The 17,574-nt window shown below is 44.5% G+C and carries 17 protein-coding genes; 3 read left to right on the forward strand and 14 right to left on the reverse strand.

Annotated elements, in window-relative coordinates; genetic code table 11:
- Nucleotides 1-3: 3 nt before the first annotated feature.
- Nucleotides 4-84, forward strand: coding sequence for a hypothetical protein (locus BAA9072_RS24715; RefSeq protein WP_408015236.1), 81 nt, complete (start codon nucleotides 4-6; stop codon nucleotides 82-84).
- Nucleotides 85-340: 256 nt separating this feature from the next.
- Here the strand turns inward: BAA9072_RS24715 and argH are convergent, their stop codons facing one another.
- Nucleotides 341-1,735, reverse strand: coding sequence for an argininosuccinate lyase (gene argH, locus BAA9072_RS16875; RefSeq protein ID WP_201715863.1), 1,395 nt, complete (start codon nucleotides 1,733-1,735; stop codon nucleotides 341-343).
- Complete coding sequence (locus tag BAA9072_RS16880; protein ID WP_230980919.1) at nucleotides 1,732-2,943, reverse strand: argininosuccinate synthase; 1,212 nt, start codon at nucleotides 2,941-2,943, stop codon at nucleotides 1,732-1,734. The genes argH and BAA9072_RS16880 overlap by 4 nt, the downstream gene beginning before the upstream one ends.
- 210 nt (nucleotides 2,944-3,153) lie before the next feature.
- Between BAA9072_RS16880 and BAA9072_RS16885 the strand changes: the two genes are divergently transcribed.
- A complete protein-coding gene (locus BAA9072_RS16885; RefSeq protein WP_201715864.1) occupies nucleotides 3,154-3,465 on the forward strand; it encodes a hypothetical protein in 312 nt (103 codons plus the stop codon).
- Nucleotides 3,466-3,490: 25 nt separating this feature from the next.
- Here the strand turns inward: BAA9072_RS16885 and BAA9072_RS16890 are convergent, their stop codons facing one another.
- The 8 genes from BAA9072_RS16890 to sppA all read right to left on the reverse strand — a co-directional run bounded on the left by BAA9072_RS16890 (nucleotide 3,491) and on the right by sppA (nucleotide 11,274).
- Entirely contained in the window at nucleotides 3,491-4,330 is an 840-nt protein-coding gene (locus BAA9072_RS16890; RefSeq protein WP_201715865.1) for an EcsC family protein, read from the reverse strand.
- Nucleotides 4,331-4,793: 463 nt separating this feature from the next.
- Nucleotides 4,794-5,987, reverse strand: a complete 1,194-nt coding sequence (locus tag BAA9072_RS16895; protein ID WP_201715866.1) for an acetate kinase — start codon at nucleotides 5,985-5,987, stop codon at nucleotides 4,794-4,796.
- 481 nt (nucleotides 5,988-6,468) lie between these two features.
- Nucleotides 6,469-7,455 carry a class I SAM-dependent methyltransferase gene (locus BAA9072_RS16900; protein WP_408015245.1) on the reverse strand — a complete coding sequence of 329 codons (987 nt, stop codon included), beginning with the start codon at nucleotides 7,453-7,455 and terminating at the stop codon, nucleotides 6,469-6,471.
- 129 nt (nucleotides 7,456-7,584) lie between these two features.
- Nucleotides 7,585-8,085 carry a thiol peroxidase gene (gene tpx / locus BAA9072_RS16905; RefSeq protein WP_201715868.1) on the reverse strand — a complete coding sequence of 167 codons (501 nt, stop codon included), beginning with the start codon at nucleotides 8,083-8,085 and terminating at the stop codon, nucleotides 7,585-7,587.
- A gap of 128 nt (nucleotides 8,086-8,213) precedes the next feature.
- Nucleotides 8,214-8,684, reverse strand: coding sequence for a GerW family sporulation protein (gene ytfJ / locus BAA9072_RS16910; RefSeq protein WP_201715869.1), 471 nt, complete (start codon nucleotides 8,682-8,684; stop codon nucleotides 8,214-8,216).
- Between the two features lie 15 nt (nucleotides 8,685-8,699).
- On the reverse strand, nucleotides 8,700-9,410 hold the full coding sequence (locus BAA9072_RS16915; protein WP_201715870.1) for a DUF2953 domain-containing protein: 711 nt from the start codon (nucleotides 9,408-9,410) through the stop codon (nucleotides 8,700-8,702).
- Between the two features lie 308 nt (nucleotides 9,411-9,718).
- Nucleotides 9,719-10,171, reverse strand: a complete 453-nt coding sequence (locus tag BAA9072_RS16920; RefSeq protein ID WP_230980922.1) for an RDD family protein — start codon at nucleotides 10,169-10,171, stop codon at nucleotides 9,719-9,721.
- A gap of 92 nt (nucleotides 10,172-10,263) precedes the next feature.
- Nucleotides 10,264-11,274 carry a signal peptide peptidase SppA gene (sppA, locus tag BAA9072_RS16925; protein ID WP_201715871.1) on the reverse strand — a complete coding sequence of 337 codons (1,011 nt, stop codon included), beginning with the start codon at nucleotides 11,272-11,274 and terminating at the stop codon, nucleotides 10,264-10,266.
- A 154-nt stretch (nucleotides 11,275-11,428) separates the two neighbouring features.
- On the opposite strand from sppA, the gene BAA9072_RS16930 reads away from it, so the two are divergent.
- Nucleotides 11,429-12,229, forward strand: a complete 801-nt coding sequence (locus tag BAA9072_RS16930; RefSeq protein WP_201715872.1) for an NAD kinase — start codon at nucleotides 11,429-11,431, stop codon at nucleotides 12,227-12,229.
- A gap of 152 nt (nucleotides 12,230-12,381) precedes the next feature.
- On the opposite strand, the gene rarD is transcribed toward BAA9072_RS16930, so the two are convergent.
- From rarD to BAA9072_RS16950, 4 genes are all read right to left on the reverse strand, one after another.
- A complete protein-coding gene (gene rarD, locus BAA9072_RS16935) occupies nucleotides 12,382-13,299 on the reverse strand; it encodes an EamA family transporter RarD (protein ID WP_201715873.1) in 918 nt (305 codons plus the stop codon).
- A 74-nt stretch (nucleotides 13,300-13,373) separates the two neighbouring features.
- Complete coding sequence (locus BAA9072_RS16940; protein WP_201715874.1) at nucleotides 13,374-14,969, reverse strand: amidohydrolase; 1,596 nt, start codon at nucleotides 14,967-14,969, stop codon at nucleotides 13,374-13,376.
- A 115-nt stretch (nucleotides 14,970-15,084) separates the two neighbouring features.
- Entirely contained in the window at nucleotides 15,085-16,668 is a 1,584-nt protein-coding gene (mbcS, locus tag BAA9072_RS16945) for an acyl-CoA synthetase MbcS (RefSeq protein WP_201715875.1), read from the reverse strand.
- Nucleotides 16,669-17,357: 689 nt separating this feature from the next.
- Nucleotides 17,358-17,561 carry an alpha/beta-type small acid-soluble spore protein gene (locus BAA9072_RS16950; RefSeq protein ID WP_034765764.1) on the reverse strand — a complete coding sequence of 68 codons (204 nt, stop codon included), beginning with the start codon at nucleotides 17,559-17,561 and terminating at the stop codon, nucleotides 17,358-17,360.
- Nucleotides 17,562-17,574 lie beyond the last annotated feature (13 nt).

Raw genomic sequence — 17,574 nt, forward strand, 5'->3', positions numbered from 1 at the left:
TACGTGCGCTATTACAACCAAGACCGTATCCTAGAAAAATTAGGCTACCTGACGCCCAAAGAATTTGGGGCGCAAGCAGCCTAAAGAGGTGTTTTATATGTGTCTCAAATCGCTATGTCAGTCTATCACCCCAGTCGCTTCTTTCTTTTTATGAAGATAGAAATACCGAATATCCCACAAGTTGATTGTAGCGGAAGGTGCTCGACTCCTGCGGGAAATGCGTGGAAGTTGAGAACCCACAGGGCTTCAGCCCGAGGAGGCTCAACCCACGCCCCGCGGAAAGCGAGCACCTGCAGCGGAAATCAACCAGCACTCGCTAATGTTAAGGTTCAACATTTTTCTACACAGATTGAGTAGCAAAAGACCCCAACTGAGCCTTCCCCTTCTCAATTTGAATCTTCACCTGCTCAAACCCCGTACCACCATATGAATTCCTTCTCTCAACAGCCGAATACGGAGCCAGAATCGAATAAATGTCCTCCTCAATCAATGAAGAAAACTCACCATACTTCTCAAGCGGTACATCCTTCAGATAGCAGCCTTTCTCAATACAATAAAGCACAAGCTTTCCGACAATTTCATGGGCTTGTCTGAAAGGAACACCCTTCGTCGCCAAATAATCCGCAAGCTCTGTCGCATTGGAAAAATCGTTTCCGACCGCTTCCTTCATTTGATCCTTGTTCACCTTCATCGATGACATCATGCCGGTGAAAATCTTAAGTGATCCAACCACCGTTTTAACGGTATCAAACATCCCTTCCTTGTCTTCTTGCATATCCTTGTTATAGGCAAGAGGCAGCCCTTTTAAAACAGTCAGAAGGGAGATGAGATTCCCATTCACCCTGCCTGTCTTACCTCTGACAAGCTCCGCCATATCCGGGTTCTTCTTTTGCGGCATGATGCTGCTGCCCGTCGTGAAGCTGTCATCGAGCTCAATGAATCGAAACTCCTCCGTGGACCATAGAATCATTTCTTCCGCCAAGCGGGAAAGATGGGTCATCATCATCGAGCTATTGCTCAGGAATTCCAGGATGAAATCACGGTCACTCACGGCATCGAGACTGTTTTCATAGCAGGACCCGAAGCCGAGGAGCTCCGCTGAATATTCCCTGTCGATGGGGAATGTCGTCCCTGCCAGTGCTCCTGCACCTAATGGAGATACGTCGATTCTTTTTAGAGAGTCAACAAGACGTTCCTTATCCCGATTGAGCATCCAGAAATAACACATCAGATGATGGGCGAATGAAATGGGCTGAGCACGTTGAAGGTGTGTGTATCCCGGAATGATCGTTTCAACATTTTCTTCAGCCTGTAGGATGATGGCCTGTTGAAGATCCTCAACAAGATTCACAATTTCCTCTACCCGTCTTTTTAGAAACAGATGCATGTCTGTCGCAATCTGGTCGTTCCGGCTTCTTCCTGTATGAAGCTTGCCCCCAACCTCACCGATTAAATCAATCAGCTGCTTCTCCAAGTTTAAATGGATGTCCTCATACTCAACAGAAAACTGAAGCTCATTTTTTTCAGCCTTTCCATACAGCACTTGTAGTCCATCAAGAATCTGATTGGCTTCACTCCCCTTAAGGATTCCGCATTTTTTTAACATTTTCACATGAGCGATGCTGCCTTCAATATCCTCCAGTACGAGCTCTTGATCGAAAGAGATGGATGCATTGAATTCATCCACCCACTCTTCCGGTTTTTTAGTGAAACGTCCTCCCCACAGCTTGCTCATAGAGTCACTTTCTCTTTCTTTTCAGCATTGACCATAGCTGAAACCTTGGTAGGAAGACCCCATAATTGAATGAATCCAACGGCTGCATCATGATCGAATTCATCAGCTTTTGTATAAGTTGCCAGATTTTCATCGTATAAAGAGTTAGGTGATTTTCTTCCTTCGACGATTGCGTGGCCTTTGAATAATTTCACGCGAACAACGCCATTCACGTACACCTGTGTTTGATCAAGGAATGCTTTCAGTGCTTTATTCAGTGGTGAAAACCATAACCCTTCATAAATCAATTCCGTCATTTTTTTCTCGATAACCGGTTTGTAGTGAGCAAGCTCTTTCACTAGTGTGAGATCCTCGAGTTCTTTATGTGCTTTCAATAATGTGACGGCTGCTGGGCATTCGTACACCTCGCGAGACTTGATCCCGACAAGGCGGTTTTCCACATGGTCGATACGTCCCACCCCGTGCTTTCCAGCGATGGCATTCAATTTCGCAATGATTTCTTCCAACGGATAAGCCACGTGATCCAATTCAACAGGCACACCTTTTGAGAATGTGATCTCGACCACTTCGGCTTTATCCGGCGATTCTTCAATGCTTGACGTTAGATCATAGGCATCCTCTGGCGGAGCGGCCCATGGATCTTCAAGAACTCCGCACTCATTGCTTCTGCCCCAAAGGTTCTGGTCGATGCTGTAAGGAGAGTCTAGATTGATGGGAATCGGAATTCCTTTTTCCTTCGCATATTCAATTTCTTCCTCACGGGACCATTTCCACTCACGAACGGGCGCAACCACTTCCAATGAAGGATTGAGTGCCGCGATGGATACTTCGAATCTCACCTGGTCATTTCCTTTACCCGTACAGCCATGTGCCACCGCCGTTGCATTTTCCTGCTCTGCGATTTCCACAAGTTTTTTGGCAATCAACGGTCTTGAGAGAGCGGACACCAGTGGATATTTCCCCTCGTACAGTGCATGACTTTGTAAGGCGAGCAGGGCATATTCATTCGCAAACTCTTCTTTCGCATCGATGACATAGCTTTTAGAAGCCCCTACCGTCAACGCTTTTTCCTGTACGAAATCCAAGTCCTTTCCTTCCCCCACATCCAGGCAGCATGCAATGACTTCATATCCTTTTTCCTTCAACCATTGAACCGCCACCGACGTATCTAAACCGCCTGAATAAGCTAATACCACTTTTTTATTCATCCGTATCTCCTCCTGTTGATTTTATATAAAAATGAATATTTATTCTTTAAGATGAATTTATATTAGCAGTTAATCAGGGATACATCAATACTTATTCATGAATTTGTATAAATATTTTATGGACAGATTGTAAGATTGCCTTTGCACTGGGCTTGTCGGGGATTTTCATGTAGGATGAAAGGAGAATGTAACGCAAGGAGTTCAGAACAGATGAAGAACGAATTTTTTTCATATGATGCAAGACTGGGAATTCATCTGCCCGTGCTTATGAAAGAATGGCCGTCTTATTCATCCCAGGAACAAGAAATGGTCCTTCTCGAATGGGAACGGGTAAGAGGCACGATTCCGGATCGGATCCAGGAAATTGAAGTGGAGATTGAGCGGCTACAGGGGGAATTGGCACAGGAAGACGATTTCGACCGATCCTGTATGATCAATGGCGAGATTTCCGAAAGGGCTTCAGAAATCAATGATTTATGGATCTGGTATCGGACCAATCCTGAGAAAACACAAAGGGAATGATGTACGTTCATCATTCCCTTTGTGTTTATTGATCATTTTTTTTATCCCGCAAATAGCGATATTGATAATATTTTTCCGCAAAATCAGTGATCTTTCTGGAAAGCTGATAGTTGGATCCTGCACCGATGGCGATGCTGACAAGAGGCAAACCCGACCACTTCTTCCCTTTGAACATGGTAATGGCCATGGCTTTCAGTGCCTGCTTCATGGACCCTTCCAGCCAGGTGTAATCTGTCAATTGCTCTGATCCGTCATAGAAATAATTCGAATCCTTCTTATTTAAATCCTCCATCAAATCTTCCCAGGCAATGGCCCGCAGTCTGGCGGGAAGTGTCGCTGCGTGAAACACCTTCAACGACGTCATCATTTCAAACGGGGTCTGAACATCAAATCCATAAGTGACAGCAATGAGCTGCACCGAACGCAAATTGATGACGAGCATGGCAGGGAGATCCGAACCGAGCGCCACGAGGCCACCTGTACCCGTCACCCCTCCTTGCAGCAGGGAGTAGATGCGATGGCGTCCCGCATGCTGTTCTGCTATGTAATGAAGCTGATCAATCGTTAAATAATGAAGGTCCTCCACCGTCTGAATGTCCTGATTGAAAGCCCTTGCCGTCACAAGAATGCGCTCACGTGCGTCATTCTGCATCTGTGAGCCTTGAATAAGAGAGTGCATGTGAAACAACCAACCATCCAGTCGCTGGAAAAATTGATCCTGAACATCTTCAGGAATCGATTCAAAGGCGTAATCCAACCATCTCACATATGTATGCTCCAAATCATTCGCTTCATATTCATATAATTCATCTCTCCACGCTTTGATCGACTGCCATACCTGCTTATCTCGTTCTGACCAATTCACCGCTCCCACTCCTTACATTCCTTAAATTAGGTATAGTATATCATATATGGGGTATATAATTCTTTGGTTACGGGAGGAGTCTTTGGAATAGTCAGATATTATGGGTGTGAAGAAAATTCGACACCGTGGCATGATTATTTGAAACCTCGCATGATTAATCAGAATCCCGCATGATTAATCAGAATCCCGCATGATAAAACCCATTTCCCGCACGAATATTGTGAATCCGGCATGATCCCCATCAATTCTCGCATGATTCCTCAGCGAGGGGGCTTTCAGCCAAAGAAACCTCTTCCCTATCCGGCCAAAAACTCCCTTCCAGGTTCATATTCCCAGCTGAAACAGACAATCTAACGATAAATTCTTTTAGAAAGAGACCGAAAACCAGCTATTTCAGAAACAACGCCATTCCTTTTTTAAACAAATAAAAAAAAGGACCGCCAAGGCGATCCCGTTTCATCTATTAGATATTCCCTTTTTCCACGACATCACGCGCGATCATGACTTCTTCATTCGTAGGAATGATCATGACTTTAACAGGTGAATGCGGGTAGTTAACGAATGCTTCTTTTCCGCGTACTTTATTTCGTGCCGGATCCCAGTATACGCCCATGAATTCTAAACCTTGAAGAACTTTTTCACGGATCAGTGTACTGTTTTCACCGATACCAGCTGTGAAAACGATCGCGTCTACACCGTACATGCGTGATGCATATGAACCGATGTATTTATGAATCCGGTTGGCGAACACTTCAAGAGCCAGCTCCGCACGGTCGTTTCCTTCTGAAGCCTGTTGTTCGATGTCACGAAGATCACTTGAGAATCCTGATACACCAAGCATACCGGACTTCTTGTTCAGGATATTCAATACCTCATCAGCCGTTGATCCCGTTTTCTCCATAATGAACGGAATAAGGGCAGGGTCGATATTTCCTGAACGTGTTCCCATGGCAACACCGGCAAGTGGTGTGAAGCCCATTGATGTATCGATTGATTTACCGCCTTCGATGGCTGCGATACTTGCCCCATTTCCAAGGTGACAAGAAATCAGGCGTACTTGTTCTTCCGGACGACCAAGCATTTCAGCTGCACGCTGAGATACATACTTATGAGAAGTACCGTGGAAACCATATTTACGGATTCCGAAATCTTCGTAGTACTCATAAGGAAGGCTGTACAAGAAAGAGCTTTCCGGCATGGATTGATGGAACGCTGTATCAAACACAGCAACAGCAGGTACATTCGGCAACACATTATGGAATGCTTTAATACCTGTTAAGTTTGCCGGGTTATGAAGTGGCGCTAAATCAGACAGTTCTTCAATTTTCGTCACGACTTCATCTGTGATCAGGACGGAATCATTGAAGACCTCTCCGCCGTGCACGACACGGTGGCCAATTCCATCGATTTCATCAAGTGAGTTGATGATGCCAAAGCCTGTCAGCTTTTCAAGCAGCATTTTAACGGCCACTTCATGGTTCGGAATATCCGTTACTTCTTCACGTTTCTCATCATTTACTGTTATATTGAAAACCGCATCGTTCAGTCCGATACGTTCAATTAGACCTTTTGTAATAACTGTTTCTTCAGGCATATCAAAAAGCTGAAACTTTAACGAAGAGCTTCCAGCATTAATTGCAATCACTTTTTTTGCCACGTTGTATCGCTCCTTTTGTTTTCGATCTATCGACTCTTATTTATTCTGTTCATTGAATCGTTTTTTATCTCTCAATTCCCCATTAAATCACTGACTCCCCCCCATTTCAAGAAAAAGCTTGAAATGACATCGTTTTCATGTTAAATTAAATGTTTTCACAAAAGTTTGAAAAAGAAAAGCGGAGGCGGCTTGCCCAGAGGCGACAAGCATAAGGCGGGAACACCGGAAAGGCGCCCTTTGCCTTTTTGGTGTTCCTGACTTATGACCTCGAGCTTCTAAGCCTTGGAGCTAGACATATCAAAAAGCAAGTGTAGTCCTACACGAATCTTGTCGACTTACAAAAAGGTCAATATACTCAAATTTCGGTCGATATCTATTTTGAAAAAGGTCAATAAACTCCTCGTTTACTGCATACCCTTCCACCACCTTCTACAAAACACCCAAAAAAAAGACTGCCCAAAGGCAGTCTTGATTCATCCATTTATTTATTTTGTACAAGCCACTGATCGATTTTCGACAGGATGTCTTGAAGGGCTCTCTGGTTTGAAAGACTTGGCAGCTGGGCTAGGAGGACCTCTTTAGGAGGCTTGATACCTTCTTTTTTCTTTTGAAGCACCAGGATACTCTTCGCCGAGTTTTTATTTTTAAACAGGGAAAGGGGCAGCTGCAGGAAGCCCTGGATGTCTGCCTTATCCTTGAGATACCCTTGCAGCTGTGCACTGTGCGGGGATTCAAAGAGTCCGTTTGGCACGATGAAAAACAGGTATCCTCCGTCTTTCGTATGCTTCAGGCTTTGTTCAATGAACAGGTGATGAGCATAGGAATGTCCTTCTTCTGCTTTAAGCTCATAATCCTGGGAGCGCAGGTCGTTCGGGTAATAGCCGATCGGCAGGTCGCATAGCACGAGATCCACGGGATCGATGAATAACGGCTCAAGTGAATCCTGATTAAAGAGCTGCAGGGGATGCTTCTGAAGATCTGCCCCCACATACGCAAGTTTGATCAGGATTTCATCAATTTCCACCCCGATGGACTGGGTTTCTTTACCCGGCATTTGGTTTAACACAGTCGTCAGGAGATTCCCCGTTCCGATTGCAGGGTCCAAAATAGTGAGTTTATTCTTACCAGCTGTAAATTTATTTACCAGATAGCTGATAAATAACCCGAGTGAGTCCGGTGTCATTTGATGATTCGGTTGTACATTTTCTTTCATCCCTTTTAAGATAGCAAATTGAAACGCTTTACGGATATTTTCGTTCTCAAGTTGAGATAGACTGACTTCATCGTACTTTTTGTTCAGGCGTTTTTTGGTCAGTTCACTGGCTTCCTCCTGGAGGACATCCCCCTGAAAAAGGTTTTCCCCGGTTTCAGCAACGGCTTCCAGGTAACTGCATGCTAATTCTTCCTGGAGCAGTGTAGCCGTTTCATCGATTATTCCAAATAATGATTCGACAGGCGAATTAATCATCGGCATTCATTCCTTTATCACAATTTCATTCATCTATTTTACCTTTGTCCCGCACGTTTGTAAAAAAAACAATGCTGACCATCCGAAAGTCAGGTCAGCATTTTTAAATATGTTTTAGTTGGGACTGAATTACTTAGCGTTCTTGACTGCTTCAACGGCAGCTTCATAATTTGGGTGGTCAGTAGCTTCGCTTACATATTCCACATACGTTACTTCATCATTGCTGTTTACGACGAATACAGCACGTGCAAGGAGGCGGAGTTCCTGGATGTGCACGCCGAATGCTTCACCGAAAGAAAGGTCGCGGTGATCGGAAAGGGTTTGAACGTTTTCGATTCCGTTTGCACCGCACCAGCGTTTTTGAGCGAATGGGAGATCTACTGAAACCGTCAAGACTTCAACATTATTAAATTTTGTAGCTTCTTCATTGAATTTTCTTGTTTGTGCATCACAAACACCTGTATCGATGGAAGGAACGACACTGATTAAACGTACCTTGCCCTTGGAATCATTCAGTGTGACTTCCGATAAATCATTAGCTAATACTGTGAAGTTGGGAGCTTTGTCCCCTACTTTTACCTCATTACCTAATAGAGTGACAGGGTTGTTCTTGAACGTAATATTTGCCATTAATGGTTCCTCCTCTATGAATAGTATGTACACTTTCATAGTACAGAAAAAGGAAGGGGGAAAGCAAATCATAGGATCCCTTTTCAAAAAAAAGATGAGCTCACTCATTCGAGTAAGCTCCCTATCATTTACAGATCCAGCTTATGATTGTTTTGATTGTGTTGATCCTGCTTATTGTCATCCTTTTTCATCATGCCCTGAATCTTTTCAATGGCACCCGGCGCCAGGTCCAGCAGGCGATCGATCAGGTGTGTGCTTTCATCTAAATGAAGCATCTTAATTCCTTTTGAACTGACGATCAGGAACGCGATTGGCGTAATGGACACACCGCCCCCGCTACCTCCGCCAAACGGCTGCTGCTTAGGAGCTGACTTATCACCGCCGCCGTCTCCGCCTTTGCCGCTATCCTCTTTCCCCTTGCTGTCGATGATAAATTCACTTCCACCTGCAGCAAACCCAAAGCCTACCTTTGACACGGTCAAGATGACGCTTCCATCGGGTGTTTCAACGGGATCACCGATAATCGTATTCACATCAATCATTTCTTTTAAATTTTCCATTGCCGTGGTCATCAGACCTTCAATCGGATGTTCTGACATTAGAAGACCTCCTTATTAAACTGAATGTTTTTCTCCAGAAATTGTGGAAAGTGGCTTCGTCTTAAACCTGGCCCTGCCGCCTCTCCAATACCGAAGTATCTTTAAACCTACTAGGATAGCATTCCCTATGCGAAACTGGATAATACATGAAAATTGCGTTTGAATTACAGCGTGCTGAAATGTAGGAGTTACCTCAATGACTGGCATGGATTGTAGACGCACATACCCGCTCAATATTCCGATGATGCTCCCTTTTATCCCCCAGATCGTTCCGGTTAACGTCCCCGTTGACGCTGCATCCCCGGTACCAAAGAGAGTCTTCCATTGAACTTGATCCAATTTAACTTTTTTAAGAAACCCCCGGATGATCCTGTGCATGGACTGTACATGAAGGACAATCTCTCTGGTGTCACTTAAGCTGGCAATGAAATCGTTTGGTGTAATTTTCTTTTTAGATGCCTTTTTCTTGGATGGATTGCTTTCATTCCCTTTCTTCGTTTCCTGTTCAACGACCACATTCGGCCCATCGTCATCGAGCTTCACGAGGGGAATGTCGATTGTATATTTAATCAAACCAAACCAGGCCCTAAGCTTCACCTTGAAATGGTCATTATCATTTCCATGGTACAGGGAGATAGTGACGGTCAGCTTCGTAATGATAAGAATGAATAATAGAAATATAATAAGTGCCCCGATAATGATTAACGTCCAAATCCACCAGCTCATATTTTCACACCCTTCAACCTCTTATTATGGCCTTCCCGGAGGAAAATAAACTTAGGACGTAAAAATTTGCATCGAAAGGGTTGGAGAGGAGGGCATTTGCAGGTAGCTTATGTGTTAATGGTTGGAGGATTGCGTCATTTCGAAGGTAATTGCGTCATTTTTCAAATAATTGCGTCATATTCCCTACTAATTGCGTCATTTTATTATCAATTGCGTCTAATCAACAGTTAATTGCGTATTTTACATTTAATGGAAACTAATGTGATGCAAAATAAAAAACAAACCCGCCTCAGCAGGTTTGCCTCATATTATACAGCCGGATTAAACTCCAGCTTCTTCTTTTCTTGAATGACAGTCGTGTCTGCAAACAGGTCATGAATCCCCTGCTTCTTATTCGTAAAGGCTACAACCACGTATAAAATAAAGATGGTCGTGGAGATGAACCGCCCGATCAGTTCCCTGAAAAGAATGGTTCCCCATGATGGTTTGGAGCCTTTCAACTCGATGACCCGGATGCCGAACACCATTTTTCCGATGGTTTGGCTGAAGTATTTCGTCATTAAGATAAAATATCCGTAGAAAACAATGCTCGTCAGAATGGAGATCGGAGCAAACATCGAGCCATCTGATAAAGAAATGTCCAATAGTTTAAAAACTGGATTCACGATTAGACGCGTGATGCTGCCGATAACGATCAAATCCACCAGATACGCCCAGAATCTTATCCAGAATCCCGCTAAGTAATATCCGTCGGGACGGATGGTACTTGAATAGTCAGGAGAAGAGGATTGGACGTCGATATGTTCCCGTGTTTCATTTTGTTCATAGCGATCACTCACTTCATTCACCTTCCTTATTCAGAATATAGATACATTAATCGTGGAGAACCCGGGTTTGACAGAAGTTTCATAAGTGCTGCCGCTTCCATATCCTGACCCATCATTTTCTTTGCACCCATACTGAAGAATTCGGAGAAAGGATCGCCCGCCGTGTATTCAAATACTTGTGCGTCTTTTAATTTATAATCTTTCTTCATCGCTGCAATGGTATCTTCCACATAACCGAATTCATCAATTAAATTGACTTCCTTCGCCTGAATCCCGTCGTACACCCGTCCATCCGCGATTTTCTTCACTTCGGCTTCGGACATATTCCGCCCTTTCGCAATGACATCCACGAAACCTTCATAGGAATTGTCGATCATCGATTGAATGATCTTTCGTTCTTCATCCGTCATTTTACGGGTTGGGCTCATAATATCTTTGTACGGCCCACTTTTAATGGTGACGAAATCCACCCCGTATTTCTCTGCTAATTCAGAGTAGTTGATGCTATGCATGATCACCCCGAGTGAACCTGTCAGCGTTTCTTTACTGGCAAAGATCTTCGTAGCCGGAGCCGATATGTAATAGCCACCTGATGCCGCAGTACCACCCATCGATACATAAATCGGCTTCTTCGTCTTTTCCATGATTTCCACAAGCTTGGAGTGAATCTGTGCACTTTCCACTACACCGCCGCCTGGAGAATTCACTTTCAAGATGATTCCTTTGACAGATTTATCTTTTTCCACTGCATCAAGCTTATCCATAAAGAGTTCATGATTGTACCCCGGGCTTTCAAATAATGAGCTTGCGCCGCCCGTGTCTTGAATGACACCTTCGACTTCCAGGACCGCAATCCGTTTATTCGCATTTCCTTCATCAATGACTTCTTCAGAGAATGGATTGTCCGTCCCTCCGAACATGTCTTCAAATGCCTGATTAAAATCACTTGTCACAGCAGAGGTCGCAAAGTTGACGATTACCGAAACAAAGAATAATACGCCAGCGATTCCTAATGCCGTCCACCTTTTTGCATTCATCTGTATATTCCTCCCTCGTTTACCCTATCTTATGTAAGGATATGAATATCATTCTCACGTGGAAACATGATAGAATATTCACTAAGTTAGATTCTAGCAAAATTTCATGGAAATGGGAAAAATTATCTTATTTTTTATTCAGGAGGTACATACGATGAATAACCGTCGAAATATCTATTTCTATGCATTACATGAAGAAGGATTGCAGGCAAAGCTCGATCATTTATATGAACTTGCCACGCGCTATGATTTCAATATCGTTGAATCTCCCAAAACCGCCAATATCATCGTCAGTATTGGAGGCGATGGTACATTCCTTCAAGCCGTCCGTCAAACCGGTTTCAGGCAGGACTGCTTGTATGCGGGGATCTCAACCGGCGGCACCTTGAGTATGTACTGTGACTTCCATATCGATGACACATCCAAGATGATAGAAGCCATGACAACGGAGCAGATCGAGGTTCGTAAATATCCGACCATCGAAGTGACTGTTGATAACCAGACGTCCTTTCACTGCCTGAATGAATTCAGCATCCGCTCTGGCATCATCAAGACCTTCGTCATGGATGTCTTTATCGATGACAAACATTTCGAAACGTTCAGAGGCGACGGCATGATCTTCGCCACCCCAACGGGAAGTACCGCTTATAATAAATCCGTCAACGGTGCCGTGGTCGATCCCATGCTTCCTTGCATCCAGGTGAGTGAAATGGCTTCCCTGAATAATAACCGCTACCGCACCCTTGGTTCTTCTTTCATTCTGAGCGAAAAGCGCAGACTCGTTCTGAAGATCGTTCAAGACGGAAACGATTACCCGGCCATGGGAATGGACAATGAAGCCTTGAGCATTCAGCATGTGGAAAAAGTAGAAGCAAAACTGAGTGATAAAGTCATCAAAACCGTGAAATTGAAAGATAACTCGTTCTGGGAGAAAGTGAAGCGGTCGTTTTTATAGGTTAGAAGGTGGGAAATGGTTGAGAATGAGCAGGTTTGGGATGGAACCTTGCTGCAGTTTGGCCGGTTGTTTGCGATAACCTTTGGCCTAACTTGTGCCAAATTGTGATCAACAGAAAACGCTCCAGGGGACCCCCCTGGAGCGTTTTTGCATTATGCTGATAACCTCGCATCTCTTCTGCGCTTCCTCGCGTACTGCACACGAGAAGCGGTAAAAATCGTCAATGCGAGCCAAATGAACATGAATGAAACGAGATGAGTCACTGAAAAGGCTTCGTGATACACCCATATGCCGAGTATCAATGTGATTGTCGGTGCAATGTATTGCAGGAATCCGACCATATACAGTGGTATCTGCTGGGCACCCTTAGAGAAGAACAGTAAAGGTATCGCCGTCGCTGCCCCGGCTCCCATAAGCAGGAGGTCCGTCCCTACTGAAACATGGAATAGGGAAAGGGTTCCTTCTTTGAACATGTAGCCAAGGTAGATCAGGGATAAGGGTGCGATGGTCATCGTTTCAAGCGTGAGACCAATGGATGATTCCACCTGTATGAGTTTTTTTGCTAATCCGTATAGCCCGAAGGAGAAGGCAAGACCAATGGCGATCCAGGGGAATTCCCCGTAAGATATCGTGAGGATCAGCACTCCGATGGCCGCCAATCCAAAGGAAATGACTTGAGCCTTTGACAGGCTTTCCTTCAGGATGAATACCCCTAACAGCACGCTGACCAGCGGATTGATATAGTAACCAAGGCTTGCTTCTACCATCTGATTCGTATTTACCGCCCAAATGTAAATAAACCAGTTCATACTGATCAGGAGTGAAGCAAGCAGCAATGCAAATAGCTGCTTCTTTTTGGTTAGAGATGTTTTGAGATAGTTGGAAAAATCTTTCCAACGCTTGCTGACGAATAAGAATAGAAGCATGAACCAGAACGACCAAAAGATGCGGTTGGCGAGGATTTCATCCGCCGATACATGATTCAGCCATTTCCAATAAATCGGGAGAATGCCCCATAGAAAATATGAAAATGCTGTGTAGAGGATCCCGGCTTGATCCGTTTGCTTCATAAAAAACACCCCCAAAACTATTTCTGTTTTCGAAATATCTCTATTATATCGGTGAACAGTTTTGGGGGCAATGATTATTTATTTTTTTTATAGACGATGGTCTCGTCAACAATCGTCATATGGACCACTTTACCGAGTAATTTGTCTGTGTCAACTTTGAATGGATCGATGTCTAAGACGGTGAAGTCTGCCGTGTACCCTTCACGGATCTCTCCTCTATCGTCTTCATGATGACAGGCATATGCGCTTCCCTTTGTGAAAAGGGATATTGCTTCATGCATCGTAAGTTTTTCTTCCGGACGATAGACGGTTCTGTTTGGATCCAGTGGGTTCGTCCGGGTTACGGCCGCATGGATGCCCCAAAGAGGATTGATCGGTTCAATCGGTGCGTCTGATCCACCTGCGCAAGGGATTCCTTCTTCAAGAAGCGTTTTCCATGCATAGTTGTACTTCATGTTTTCTTTTCCCAATCGTTCGATTACCCATGGAAAATCCGACGCCACAAATCTCGGCTGAATATCAAGGATGAGAGGCAGACCTTTGATTTTCCCGATTAGTTCTTTACGAAGAATTTGGGCATGGATGAGCCGATCACGTCTATTGTGAATGGAAGGAGCTTCCAGGATGCTGTCAACGACATTTTCAAATGCTTGATCCCCGATCGTATGGACCGCAATCGGTAATTCATACTTTCTAGCTTTCTTCACAAGTTCAAGAAGTCGTTCATTCGAATGGATGCTGACTCCAGTCGTGCTTGGATCATCGGCGTACGGATAGCTCAACAGTGCCGTTCTGCCACCCAATGCACCGTCTGCGAAGATTTTCATGGCACCGAATTCAATGAATTCATTCCCACTCAGGAACTGATGGCCATCCTCCTTCCAATCTTCAATCACTTCATGATGAACGAGAAGATGGGCCCTGAATTTCCTTTTGCCTTCGTTGATGGTCTTAAGAAAAGCATCATATGTTTTCTTAAAGTTGCCGTAGTAGCTCAGATCCTCTGTATGTCCCCCAACCAATCCATGCTCCCAGCAGCTTTCGATCCCTTTTGTCAGGGCTTCGACGAGATATTCGGAGGAAATGGATGGCAGAGCATCGATCATAAGATCCTGTGCCTTATCCTTTAATAAGCCATTCAGATCACCCAGATCATTCCTTTCAATTAATCCGCCTGAAGGATTTGGTGTACGTTCATCTATACCGGCATGAATGAATGCAAGTGAATTCACGACCATGGCATGGCGGCAAATCCGCTTAAGGAGGACCGGATGCTTTGGAACGACTGCATCGATTTCCTGCCTGGTCAAAACTGCGGCGTCACTCCAAAGATTTTCATTCCAGCCTTCCCCGATGATCCATTTGCCTTCCTCGAGTCCTTTGGCTTTTTCCGAAATGGCGTCCAGTACTTCACGCTTACTGTTCATACTGGAAAGATCAAGCCTCATCAAGGTTTCACCGTGACCGATCAGATGCATGTGACTATCCACAAATCCAGGGAACATTACCTTCTGTTCAAGATCCACTATGGAATCAATCGTAAACTTCTGTTCTAATTCTTCCGAGGTGCCTAATCCTTTGATAAGACCATTCTCGGTAAAAACTGCTTCCACATGATGTCCCTCTTGTTGCATGGTATAGATGATTCCGTTTCTCCATAAAGTACCCATGATGCATTTCCTTCTTTCATAAAAGTCTATTTCTCAAATGTATCATATGATAGGAAGATTCTGAAATGGAAAACTCATAAAAAATAGGGAGCCTTTAATGGCCCCCTATCCCGAATCAGTTTTTCACTGAACTCGATTCTTTTTGTCTTAGTTCGATTCTTCTAATCTTGCCGGACGTTGTCTTCGGCAGTTCCTTTACAAATTCAATCTTACGCGGATACTTGTATGGGGCCGTTAATTCCTTCACGTGCTGTTGCAGGGAGGGAATCAGATCGGGATTCTCCTGATCTACATCTTCCCGTAATACGACAAATGCCTTTACGATCAGTCCCCTTACTTCATCAGGACTTCCAACGACGGCACACTCCTGAACGGATGGGTGCTTGACGAGGGCATCTTCCACTTCAAATGGCCCGATCGTGTAACCGGAGCTGATGATGATGTCGTCCCCGCGGCCTTCAAACCAGAAGTAGCCGTCTTCATCCTTCTTGGCTTTATCTCCTGTAATATAGTAATCGCCCCTGAACTGCATGGCCGTACGTTCAGGATCTTTATAATAGTTTTTGAACAGTGCAGGCGTTTCTACGTGAACCGCTATATCTCCCACTTCGCCTGCTTCACATGGGTATCCTTCATCGTTGATGATTTCGACCCGGTTTCCAGGGGTCGGTTTCCCCATGGAGCCCGGTTTCAATTCCATACCTTTCATGATCCCGACTAGGAGGGTGTTTTCTGTTTGCCCGTAGCCGTCACGGACTTCAATCTGGAAGTGTCTCATAAAAGCATCGATGACTTCCCTGTTTAACGGTTCTCCCGCAGACACAGCGCTGTGCAGATGATCCAGCTTGTATGTTCCCAGGTTATCCACTTTAGCCATGAGTCGGTACTCAGTCGGGGTACAGCACAGAACATTGACCTGGTTATCCTCAAGCATCTGGAGATACTTGTTCGGATCGAATTTCCCTTGATATACAAGCCCGGTAGCACCGGAACCAAGGACGGACAGGAAAGGACTCCAAATCCACTTTTGCCAGCCTGGACCTGCCGTTGCCCAAACCGTGTCGCCTTCTTCGATGCATAACCATTCCCTTGCCGCTGTTTTCAAGTGAGCGTATGCCCATCCGTGGGTGTGGACAACCCCTTTTGGATTCCCCGTCGTTCCGGACGTGTACGAAAGAAATGCCATATCGTCCCTTTTCGTATCGGCAAATGCTAATTGATCAGAGGCGGTTATCATTTCGTCTTCGATTGCAATCCAGCCGCCCTGCTTTTCCCCTACTACAAACTTCTTGAGATTTTCCATGCCCCTTACGTTTTCAAACTGCTCCACAAATGGAGAATACGCCACAATCCCTTTTACATCCCCGTGATCGATCCGGTATTCCAGATCCTTTGTCCGCAGCATTTCAGAACTCGGTATGACCACTAGTCCGGATTTCAGGGCTGCAAGATAAACGGCGTACGCTTCGATCAGGCGAGGAACCATGACAAGGACGACATCCCCCTTCTCAAGCCCTTTCTCAGAGAAAACGCTTCCAATTCTATTTACATTTTCCAATAATTGTTTATATGTAATGTCTTCTTTTTTTCCTTCTTCATTTTCCCACTTGATCGCAAGCTTCTCTTCACCACTTGCAAACTTCTCAACTTCTTCCACCAAATTATACTTTTCCGGTGCGATCAATTCTTCCCTCTTCACTTCTGACTCCCCCTTGTATGTCGATTCCCCTCTATTATACAAAATAATTTAAATTTTTTAAATTATTTGGATATATTCGATCATCGTCAATATGTGAGGTTATTCGACAAACATAATTAAATTTAAGAAGCGAGTAGTGGTTGATTTCCGCTCCAGGTGCTCGCTTTCCGCGGGGCTGGCGGTGAGCCTCCTCGGCTGCGCCTCCGGGGTCTCACCTGTCCAGCGTTTCCCGCAGGAGTCGAGCACCTTCCGCTCCAATCAACATTGGTTTTATCATTCATTAAAGGATAAACATCTGAATGTTTAACAATTATTATGGATAATCACCAAGAGAGCAAAGCAAGGCACTGATTTATTCAAAACAAAATTCAAAAGGACATCGTTCGTTTTTTGTTGTTTATGTATATGAAGTGTATTTAGCAGGCTCTAGCTGTTGATTGGAGTGCAAGACGAAGACTCCTACGGGAAAAGCGGAATAGGTAAGACCCCGCAGGAGCGAGAGCGACGAGGAGGCTTGCCTTCCGCCCGAGGAAAGCGAAGTCTTGCACGGAAATCAACAGCGGTGTGAAAGTGATACATAAATTTTATACGATTTGATCGTCTTTGGATTGAAACACGAAAACAATTTTCTTTTTCACACAAATAGAAAAGGAGCGGGAATCCCGCTCCTTTGTAGCCATTGTATTTAATTATTTTGAGTATCCGCCACCGATTTGTTGTTCAGCCATTTGAACTAAACGTTTAGTGATTTCACCACCTACAGAACCGTTAGCGCGTGCTGTTGCATCTGGACCAAGTTGAACTCCGAATTCAGAAGCGATTTCGTATTTCATTTGATCGATTGCTTGTTGAGCTCCTGGAGCTACTAATTGATTTGAACTGTTGTTTGCCATGTGTTTTCACCTC

Source organism: Rossellomorea arthrocnemi, assembly GCF_904424705.1.
Lineage (GTDB): Bacteria > Bacillota > Bacilli > Bacillales > Bacillaceae_B > Rossellomorea > Rossellomorea arthrocnemi.